This window comes from Aeromicrobium sp. (assembly GCF_036675695.1).
In the GTDB taxonomy this organism is placed as follows: domain Bacteria; phylum Actinomycetota; class Actinomycetes; order Propionibacteriales; family Nocardioidaceae; genus Aeromicrobium.
The window spans coordinates 1-9,963 of the sequence record NZ_JAKFEL010000078.1 but is presented as its reverse complement, the minus strand read 5'-3'; the positions used below and the strand labels follow the sequence as shown (position 1 = coordinate 9,963).

The following is a 9,963-nucleotide window of genomic DNA, read 5'->3' as shown; positions in this document are numbered from 1 at the left end:
GGCCGATCGAGCCCTTCGACCTGGATCGCCACGAGGAAGGTGCTCTTGCCGGTCGGTGCCCAGTGCACCTTGACGAGCCGCTCGGGCTGGTTGCGGAGCTCCAGGAGGTTGACGCAGTCCGTACGGTGCACCGACACGCCGGAGCCCCGCGTGACGAACCCTTCAATCGCGTCGCCGGGCACGGGTGTGCAACACCGTGCCAGTTTGATCAGCACATCTCCGTCGAGTCCCTCGACGAGTACGCCTGCATCGCGGCTGACGGTCTTGATCTTGGTACCGATGCCCGGCATCGACGTCGCCTCGGCAAGATCTTCCTCGGCACCCTCGCGACCGCCGGCGAGGTCGATGACCCGCTCGACGACGTTCTGGGCCCCGGCGTTGCCCTCGCCGACCGCCGCGTAGAGCCCGGAGATGTCGGCAAGGTTGAGCTCCTTGGCAACGGCATCAAGCGTCTCGTGCTTGAACAACCGGTGCAGCGGCAGACCCTCCTTGCGCATCTGCTTGGCGATCTGGTCCTTGCCACGTTCGATCGCCTCTTCGCGACGTTCCTTGGTGAACCACTGACGGATCTTGTTCTTGGCCCGCGGGCTGACGACGAACTCGAGCCAGTCACGGCTCGGACCGGCATCCGGCGACTTGGAGGTGAAGATCTCGACGACGTCGCCGCTCTCGAGCTCGGACTCGAGCGAGACGAGTCGACCGTTGACGCGGGCGCCGATGCAGGCGTGACCCACCTCGGTGTGCACGGCGTACGCGAAGTCGATCGGCGTCGCCTTGGCTGGGAGCTGGATGAGGTCGCCACGGGGCGTGTAGGCGTAGACGCCCGCGTTGGTCATCTCGAAACGCAGGGAGTCCAGGAAGTCGACCGAGTCCTCGGTCTCGGACTGCCAGTCGAGCAGCTCTCGCAGCCACAGCATGTCGTTGCTGTCCGGAGCCTTCTCACCGGTCTTGGAGATCGCGACAGCGTCTTCCTTGTACTTCCAGTGCGCCGCTACGCCGTACTCGGCGCGACGGTGCATCGCGTTCGTACGAATCTGAAGCTCAACTGCCTTGCCCTGCGGCCCGATCACTGTGGTGTGCAGCGACTGGTACATGTTGAACTTCGGCACCGAGATGTAGTCCTTGAACCGTCCCGGTATCGGGTTCCAGCGGGCGTGCAGCACGCCGAGCACCCCGTAGCAGTCGGCGACCGAGTCGACCAGTATGCGTACGCCGACCAGGTCGAAGATGTCGGCGAACTCGCGGCCGCCGACCAGCATCTTCTGGTAGATCGAGTAGTAGTGCTTGGGTCGGCTGGAGACCTTGGCCTTGAGCTTGACGTGGCGCAGGTCTGACTCGACATCGCCGACGACCCGCTCGAGGAACTCCTCGCGCGACGGCGCACGATCGGCGACGAGACGCACGATCTCGTCGTAGACCTTGGGGTGCAGGGTCGCGAACGCGAGGTCCTCCAGCTCCCACTTGATCGTGTTCATACCGAGTCGGTGAGCCAGCGGCGCGAAGATCTCAATCGTCTCGCGGGCGATCCGTTCCTGCTTGTCCTGGCGGAGATAGCGCAGTGTGCGCATGTTGTGGAGGCGGTCGGCGAGCTTGATGACGAGAACGCGGATGTCGCGGCTCATGGCGACGACCATCTTGCGGATCGTCTCGGACTGCGCAGAATCGCCGTACTTGACCTTGTCCAGCTTGGTCACGCCGTCGACAAGCCGTACGACCTCATCGCCGAAGTCCTTGCGGAGCTCGTCGAGGGTGTACTCGGTGTCCTCCACCGTGTCGTGCAGAAGCGCGGCGCACAGGGTTGGCGCTGTCATGCCGAGCTCGGCGAGAATCGCGGCCACCGCCAGCGGGTGCGTGATGTAGGGATCGCCGCTCTTGCGCGTTTGCCCCTCGTGCATCCGCTCGGCGATGTCATAGGCCTTCTGGATTGAGGCGACATCACCCTTGGGATGAGTGTTGCGGTAGACCTTCAGCAGCGGGTCGAGTACCGGATCCGGCGAGCCGGATTTGCCGCCGATGCGGGAGAGCCGATTGCGTACGCGCGCAGACGTAGGAGCCGAGTCTGTGTTCTTCGACCCGGCTGGCGGCGCCTCGACGCGATCAGCCACGAACTCTCCTCACTGGCACACAAACACTGTGTCTTTCCATGGTAGGCCAGCAGGTGAAGAGCAGGTCAGGACAACATGCCCTCGACGAGCGTTGCTGCGGTGACGAGTACGAGCAGTGCGACCAGCGCGAATGCCACGATGCGTACCTGACGGGGATTCATGGTTCTCGATTCTGTGGGGTGCTCAGTACGTACGCAAGGCGCTACAACCCACAGGCTGCAACCGCTCCTGGCCCGCGAGAGCTTGTATTTCGATCAGGACGAGGTTGCCGGCCACCTGAGCGCCAGCCTGCCGGACCAGGTCGGCGGCGGCCTGCATCGTGCCACCTGTCGCGAGGACGTCGTCCACGACAAGTACGCGGTCACCGTGTTTGAGGGCGTCAGTGTGCATCTCTAGCTCCGCGGAGCCGTACTCGAGGTCGTATGACGTCGTGAACGAGCTCGAGGGAAGCTTCCCGGACTTGCGAACGGGGACGAATCCGGCGTTGAGCTCCACCGCGATTGCCGGAGCGAAGATGAATCCACGAGCCTCAATGCCGAGAACGGCATCAATGGGTCCCGACGCACGCGCAGCGTCAACGAGTGCGTTGACAACCAGGCGCAGAGCGTCAGGATTCGCCAGGAGCGGCGTGATGTCGCGGAAGGTCACCCCCGGCAGCGGCCAGTCCTCGATCGGTCGCACAAGGCGATCGATCAGGGCGCTGACCGATGCTGGAGCTGAATCTATGGCTGGGTTCACCCGGCCGCTTCGTCGAGATCGACCTTGCAGACATCCTTTGCGTGAGTCTCAATCGCCTTGGACGCCTTCGCGAACTCGGCGCCGCTCAGCTTCTGGAACTCAGATGCCAGGCCGGTCAGCTTGGAGATATCAACGCCATCGGGGACCTTGCCCGCCTGCAGATCAGCAAAGTCCTCGATCTTGATGCCGGCTTCGCTCAGCGCGGTCTCGACCGTGGTGATGGCACCGTCGAGGGTCTTCCAGTCGTCCTTGATGTCGCCGGGTGCCTCGTCGGCCAGCTTGTGGAATGTCGTGAACGCGTCACCGAGGGACGCCGTGTCGCCAGAGTCGAGGTCGCCGAACGTCGCCGCCGCAGCTTTGACGTCCTTGCAGTAGTCGCTGCCACTGCCGCCGTCGCCGCCGCCACATGCGGTGAGGACACCGCCGAGAAGTACGGCGCTCGCAAGCGCCAAGGGGATCTTCATGAGGTGCCCTCCATCACGCGACGCCATTCGGCCGGCGCCGCTTTCGTGCCCCAAGCATGCCACGCCACAACAGGGCTCAGGAACCGCCCTTGCCCCGCTGTGAGCGTGGTTTGCGAGATGGTTGCGAACGCTTGGCAGCGCCTGAGGGTGCGGCAAGTCGCTTCGCCTGGGGAGCCGCGGCGACCGCTACCGGCCCGTCTGCCTCTTTCTCCCTGCGACCAAGGACTTTGGCGGTGTGCGCCTTGATCGCGGGCTCGCGGTCCTTGAGCTGTGACGCCAGCGGCGTCGCGATGAAGATCGACGAGTACGTACCGGCGAGCATGCCGACGAACAACGCCAGAGCAAGGTCCTTCAGCGGCCCCGTGCCGAGCACGGCCACACCCACGACCAGCAGCGCGGCGACCGGCAGAAGCGCAGTGATCGACGTGTTGATCGATCGTACGAGCGTCTGGTTGAGCGCCAGGTTGGCCTGCTGCGCGTACGTGCGGGTCGTCGACTTGAGGATGCCCTTGGTGTTCTCACGCACCTTGTCGAACACGACGACCGTGTCGTATAACGAGAAGCCGAGAATCGTCAGCAAGCCGGTCACCGTTGCCGGTGTCACCTCGAAGCCTGACCAGGCATACACACCGGCGGTAATGACGAGGTCGTGCGCCAGCGCCACGATTCCTGCGACTGACATTCGCCACTCTCGGAAGTAGGCCCAGATGAAGATCACCACAAGCACGAGGAAGACGGCCAAGCCAGTCACTGCCTTGTTGGCGACCTGCTTGCCGTACGTCGGGCCGATCAGGTTCTGACTGACCTCGGTGGCTCCGCCCTCGAGCAGAGAGTCCTTGATCGTGGTGGTCTGGTCCTGGGTCAACGGCTGAGTCTGGATACGGATCAGCTCTGCGCCACCGCCACCCGACGTGGTGACAGTGGGGTCGCCTGCTTCCGGGACGCCAGCCTCTTCCACGGCCTCACGCATCGCGTCAGCGGTCGCCGTGTCGGCCTTCTGGACCGTCGCGGTGAACTCGACACCACCCTTGAACTCCACGCCGTAGTTGAAGCCCCGGGCGATGAAGCCCAGCGCAGCGATAATGATGATCGCAGCGGAGAGCGCGTACCAGAGCTTGCGCCTGCCGACGAAGTCGAACGAGATCCGTCCTTCGTACAAGTTCTGTCCGAACGTGCTGATCCTGCCCATCAGATGCCTCCCCTTTCAGGGGTACTGCCAGCTGTGTGGGCCAGCTCGGTGACCTTGCGACCCGTGATGCCGAGGTGTGCTGCGTCAAGGCCGGAGAGCTTGTGACCCTGACCGAAGAACTTGGTGCGGGCGAGCACTGACACCAGCGGCTTGGTGAACAGGAACACCACGAAGACATCGATGATCGTGGTCAGACCCAGCGCGAACGCGAACCCGCGGACCACGCCGATTGCGAAAGTGAACAGCACCAGTGCAGCGAGAAGGGACACGGCATCGGCCGCCAGGATGGTCGCCCTGGCGCGAACCCATCCAGCCTCGACCGCGAGTCGGAGCGACTTGCCCTCGCGAACCTCGTCGCGGATGCGTTCGAAGAACACGATGAACGAGTCAGCCGTGATGCCGATCGCCACGATGAGTCCAGCAATACCGGGCAACGTCAGCGTGAACCCGACGCCCTTGCCGAGCAGCAGCACCGAGGCGTACGCGATCGCCGCTGCGATAATCAGCGAGGCGATCGCCACCAGGCCCAGACCTCGGTAGTAGAAGAGCAGGTAGATCACAACCAGGATCATGCCGACGAGTCCGGCGATGAGTCCTGCGTTGAGCTGACTGCCGGCGAGTGACGGCCCCTCTTCGGAGACGCCGTTGACGCCGAATGTCAGCGGGAGCGCACCGTACTTGAGCTGGTTGGCAAGGTCCTTGGAGGTCGTCGAGGTGAAGTTGCCCGAGATCTGCGACGTGCCGTCGGTGAAGTGACCGTTGGTGGTCGGTGCGGAGATGACTTGACCATCGAGCACGATCGCGAACCGGCTGGCTTGCTCGTTGCCGGCCTGCTGCTGCTGGAACAGCTGGTCAGTGATCGTGTCGAACGCCTTCTTGCCCTCGCCCTTGAGTGCAAGTGCCACGACCCACTGAACCTGCTGCTGTGGGATGACTGCGTCAGCGCTCTTGACCTGAGTGCCCTCGATCACCGTGGGGCTGAGGATCATCGTCTCGCCGGTCTTGGGGTCACACGTGACCAGTGGTTTGTTGGCCACATCGTTGACCTGGCCCTCGTCGGTGCACACGAATCCAGCGAGCACCTTCTGCAGTGACTCAACTCCAGTCTGGAATTCCTCGGGGAGGGACTCGACGCCCTCGGTCTCAGCCTTGATCAGCTGATCGAGCGAGAGCTTCGACCAGTCGAGGTCATCGACGATCTTCTGGTCCTTGGCCGTGTCGGTCGGCGTCGTTGCGCTCTGACCGGAGCCCCACAGCAGCCGGAATCGCAGCTGAGCGGTCTTGCCGACCTGGTCGACGATGTTGGCGCGCTGCTGACCAGGGATCTCGACGATGATCTGGTTGCCACCTTGAGTGGTGACTTCTGCCTCGGTGACGCCCGTTCCGTTGACGCGCTGGTCAACGATATCCCGAGCCTGACTCAGCTTTTCGGCCGTGACGCTGCCACCCTCGGCCTTGGCCTCGAAGGTGATGCGAGTGCCGCCCTGCAGGTCAAGACCCAGTCTGGGTTTCCACGCACTGTCATCGCCCTTCTTGGCGTTGGCGTCGATCAGTGCGACGAGTCCGAACATTGCGACGATGGCCGCCAGGAACAGAGTCAGTGTGCGCTTGGGACGGGGCAGGTTGGCGCTACGCGTCTTGGGTGCGGCCATCAGTCGTCGGAGCCAGCGGCAGGCGCGGCCGGGGTGACCTTGGCGACGGCCTGACGGTTGACGGTGACCACAGTCTCGGGCGCGATGCGCAGCTCGATGGTCTCGTCGCCGATCGAGGCAATCTCTCCGAAGATGCCGCTGGCGAGCATGATCTTGTCGCCTACTGAGAGCGCATTCTGCGTCTTCAGGAACTCGCGCTGACGAGCACGAGCCGGACGAATGATCAGCAACCAGAAGATGAGGACCAGGAACAGCAGGGGCAAGAAGTCGACCCAGTTGGACACGAGAGTGCTCCAGTACGAGTGTTGTGGGAACCGTCGAAGACGGTCAGGCCTGAAGGGCCAACGGGAAGTTTAGCCGGAGGCCCGAGCGTGCTCGACCACGCGCTGGTATGCGCGGCTATTCGACGTCGAGCGGGAGCTGCTCGACTGAAGCTGGTGCGACCAGACCGAGATGACGCCAGGCGGCTGCCGTGGCGACGCGCCCCCGCGGCGTACGCGCAAGGAATCCGAGCCGTACGAGGAATGGCTCGGCAAGCTCCTCGACGGTCTCGCGCTCTTCGCCGACGGCGACAGCAAGCGTCTGGACGCCGACGGGGCCACCGCCGAAGCTCTTGCAGAGCGCGCCGAGAACTGCACGGTCGAGGCGATCCAGGCCGAGCTCATCCACTTCGTATAGAGCCAAGGCGGCACGCGCGACGTCATGGTCGATGACTCCCCCCGCACGTACTTCAGCGAAGTCGCGAACGCGGCGAAGCAGACGGTTGGCGATACGCGGTGTGCCACGTGAACGCGACGCGATCTCGCGACCGCCGTCATCAGTCACCTCTAGATCAAGGAGTCCGGCCGAACGGTCGACGATGCGATGCAGCTCCGGGGCGTCGTAGTAGTCCAGCTGAGCAGTGAATCCGAATCGGTCACGCAACGGGCTTGGCAGCAGGCCCGCCCGCGTTGTTGCGCCGACCACTGTGAACGGCGGGATCTCGAGCGGGATGGCGGTCGCGCCCGGACCCTTGCCAACGATGACGTCGACCCGGAAGTCCTCCATCGCCATGTAGAGGAGCTCCTCAGCTGGGCGCGACATGCGGTGGATCTCGTCGATGAACAGCACGTCGCCCTCGTTGACGCCCGAAAGGATTGCCGCCAGATCGCCGGCGTGCTGGATGGCTGGACCGCTGGTAATGCGTAGAGGGGCGCTGAGCTGGTGCGCGATGATCATCGCGATGGTCGTCTTGCCTAGTCCGGGCGGACCTGAAAGCAGGACGTGGTCGGGCGTACGTCCGCGAGCCACTGCCGCCTCGAGCATCAATGAGAGCTGCTCACGTACGCGCTCCTGCCCGATCAGCTCCTCCAGCGTCCGGGGTCGGAGCGCTGCCTCGAAAGCTCGCTCCTCCGGGCCAGCGTCGGCCACGATGGTCTCGAAGTCGTCTCTCGAATCAAACCCAGCGTCGTCGTTCATCGGTCCCTCGCCAACGTGCGGAGTGCTTCGCGGAGGACGACCGAGACGTCTGTGGGTGGATCTCCGGCGTGATCAGCCGCGACCTGCTCCAAAGCGGCATCGGCATCGCGCGCCGACCATCCGAGGCCGAGCAAGGCTTCGTGCACCTGGTCACGCCATTGCGGTTGACCCGCAACGACCTTGCTGGTGACACCGACACGATCCTTGAGCTCGACGACGATTCGCTCAGCCCCCTTGCGTCCAATGCCGGGCACCATCGTCAGGGTTGCGAGATCGCCTTGGCCGATGGCACGACGCAGGCGATCAGGATCGAGAACGGCGAGCATGGCCTGCGCGACCTTGGGTCCGACGCCGCTGGCGGTCTGCACCAGCTCGAACATGTCGCGTTCGTCAGTGTCGGCGAAGCCGTAGAGCGTCATGGAGTCCTCGCGGACCACCATCGACGTGGAGAGCTGTGCCTCCTGGCCGATGCGCAGCTGGGCGATTGTGCCGGGCGAGCACATGATCTGCATACCAACTCCGCCGACGTCGATCACGGCTGAAGTCAGGGTGACAGCAGCAACGGGGCCGCGTACGTGGGCGATCATCGTGACGCTGCCTTGCCGGACGCGAGCGACTTGTTCTTTGCGATCGCGTCTTGAAGTCTGTTCTGCGCTCCCCCGCGCCAGATCTGGCAGATCGCCAGGGCGAGAGCATCGGCGGCATCAGCGGGCTTGGGTGCCTCGGTCAGACGCAGCAGTCGCGTCACCATCTGCGTCACCTGCGGCTTGTCAGCTCGTCCGCTTCCAGTCACTGAGGCCTTGACCTCGCTCGGAGTGTGCAGCTGAACGGGAATGCCATGGCGTGCGGCGACCAGCATCGCGATGCCGCTGGCCTGAGCCGTACCCATGACCGTACGAACGTTGTGCTGACTGAAGACCCGCTCGACTGCCACGATGTCGGGCCGGTGCTTGAGGATGCTCGCCTCGATGCCCTGCTCCAGCAGATGCAAGCGGCGGGAGGTGTCGAGGTCCGGCGGCGTGCGGTAGACGCCGACGTCGACCATCGTGAGTGCGCGTCCAACAGACCCGTCGACGACCCCGAAGCCGCACCGGGTCAGGCCTGGGTCGATGCCGATCACCCTCATCGGACACACCTCGCAACCGAACGCATGTTCGACAGCCTAGTCGCGAGTTCCGTCAGGACGTAGCCGACTCGCCGAGCGGGAAACCCGTGCCCTGACGGCCGAGCCGAATCGCTTCGGCGATGTCGTGCATACGCACACCCGACGGACTCCAGCCCTTCACTGACTCGGCACCAACAAACGTCTTGCCGCGCCACACCTCGATCGGCCAGGCACCGCCCAAGAATCCGCGAACGATGAGCCACAGCGGCAAAAGGAGCAGGAGCAGCAGGAGCTCCGCAAGCATCACAGCGAGCGCGATGATTACGGGCACCAGGAGAATCAAGCCAATCGCAGCAAGAATCATGCCGATTGGGTCGTCCCCACCGACGAAAAGCCCATCGACAGGCACATCAGGTACATCCCGCACCTTGCGCCGCCATGGAAGCCAGCGGCGCTTGACCCGCCAGGTCTCCCCTGCTGGGTCGACGACCTTCATTCGACCTGCGCCATGACCTCGTCTGAAGCGTCGAAGTTGGAGAAGACGTTCTGCACGTCGTCGCAGTCCTCGAGGGCATCGATCAACTTGAGGATCTTCGTCGCGGCATCGACGTCCACGTCAACCGTCATCGTCGGTACGAACGAGGCGTCGGCCGAGTCGTAATCGAGTCCGGCCTCCTGCAGCGCCGAACGCACGGCGACCAGGTCAGTTGCCTCGCTGATGACCTCGAACGTGCCATCGAGGTCGTTGACGTCTTCGGCCCCGGCATCGAGCACTGCGGCCAGAACGTCGTCCTCATTGGTCTCGCCGCCTTCCTGCTCGGCGGGGACCATGATGACGCCCTTGCGGTGGAACATGTACGACACCGAGCCGGGATCGGCCATCGTTCCGCCGTTGCGGGTCATCGCCGTACGGACTTCCATCGCTGCCCGGTTCTTGTTGTCGGTCAGGCACTCGACGAGCAGCGCGACTCCGCCCGGGGCGTAACCCTCGTACATGATCGTTGTGTAGTCGACAGCGTCGGCGCCGATGCCGCCACCGCGCTTGACCGCACGATCAATGTGGTCCTTGGGGACGGACGACTTCTTGGCCTTCTGGATCGCGTCGTAGAGCGTCGGGTTGCCCTCGGGATCGGCGCCGCCGATGCGCGCCGCGACCTCGATGTTCTTGACCAGCTTGGCGAACATCTTGCCGCGCTTGGCGTCGACAATGGCCTTCTTGTGCTTCGTGGTCGCCCACTTGGAATGGCCTGAC

The 9,963-nt window shown here is 64.1% G+C and carries 11 protein-coding genes; all 11 read right to left on the bottom strand.

The features are described 5' to 3' along the window. On the bottom strand, positions 1-2,105 hold a 2,105-nt coding region (locus V6M39_RS05285; RefSeq protein WP_442880689.1), incomplete at its 3' end, for a RelA/SpoT family protein. Between the two features lie 183 nt (positions 2,106-2,288). Then, positions 2,289-2,843, bottom strand: coding sequence for an adenine phosphoribosyltransferase (locus V6M39_RS05280; RefSeq protein WP_332642690.1), 555 nt, complete (start codon positions 2,841-2,843; stop codon positions 2,289-2,291). Next, positions 2,840-3,307: a hypothetical protein gene (locus V6M39_RS05275; RefSeq protein ID WP_332642689.1), complete on the bottom strand. Its 468-nt coding sequence runs from the start codon at positions 3,305-3,307 to the stop codon at positions 2,840-2,842. The genes V6M39_RS05280 and V6M39_RS05275 overlap by 4 nt, the downstream gene beginning before the upstream one ends. Before the next feature lie 76 nt (positions 3,308-3,383). Further along, a complete protein-coding gene (gene secF, locus V6M39_RS05270; protein ID WP_332642688.1) occupies positions 3,384-4,496 on the bottom strand; it encodes a protein translocase subunit SecF in 1,113 nt (370 codons plus the stop codon). Then, positions 4,496-6,148, bottom strand: coding sequence for a protein translocase subunit SecD (gene secD / locus V6M39_RS05265; RefSeq protein WP_332642687.1), 1,653 nt, complete (start codon positions 6,146-6,148; stop codon positions 4,496-4,498). The genes secF and secD overlap by 1 nt, the downstream gene beginning before the upstream one ends. After that, the gene (gene yajC / locus V6M39_RS05260) at positions 6,148-6,432 is read right to left on the bottom strand and encodes a preprotein translocase subunit YajC (protein WP_332642686.1); all 285 of its coding nucleotides are present in this window, start codon (positions 6,430-6,432) and stop codon (positions 6,148-6,150) included. The genes secD and yajC overlap by 1 nt, the downstream gene beginning before the upstream one ends. 115 nt (positions 6,433-6,547) lie before the next feature. Next, the gene (ruvB, locus tag V6M39_RS05255) at positions 6,548-7,606 is read right to left on the bottom strand and encodes a Holliday junction branch migration DNA helicase RuvB (protein ID WP_332642685.1); all 1,059 of its coding nucleotides are present in this window, start codon (positions 7,604-7,606) and stop codon (positions 6,548-6,550) included. After that, entirely contained in the window at positions 7,603-8,193 is a 591-nt protein-coding gene (ruvA, locus tag V6M39_RS05250) for a Holliday junction branch migration protein RuvA (RefSeq protein ID WP_332642684.1), read from the bottom strand. The genes ruvB and ruvA overlap by 4 nt, the downstream gene beginning before the upstream one ends. Next, positions 8,190-8,732 (bottom strand): crossover junction endodeoxyribonuclease RuvC, encoded by a 543-nt coding sequence (ruvC, locus tag V6M39_RS05245; RefSeq protein ID WP_332642682.1) that lies wholly within the window; start codon positions 8,730-8,732, stop codon positions 8,190-8,192. The genes ruvA and ruvC overlap by 4 nt, the downstream gene beginning before the upstream one ends. A 52-nt stretch (positions 8,733-8,784) precedes the next feature. Next, complete coding sequence (locus V6M39_RS05240; RefSeq protein WP_332642681.1) at positions 8,785-9,207, bottom strand: hypothetical protein; 423 nt, start codon at positions 9,205-9,207, stop codon at positions 8,785-8,787. After that, positions 9,204-9,963 (bottom strand): YebC/PmpR family DNA-binding transcriptional regulator (locus V6M39_RS05235; protein ID WP_332642680.1); only part of this gene is annotated, 760 nt, incomplete at its 5' end. The genes V6M39_RS05235 and V6M39_RS05240, both read right to left, overlap by 4 nt.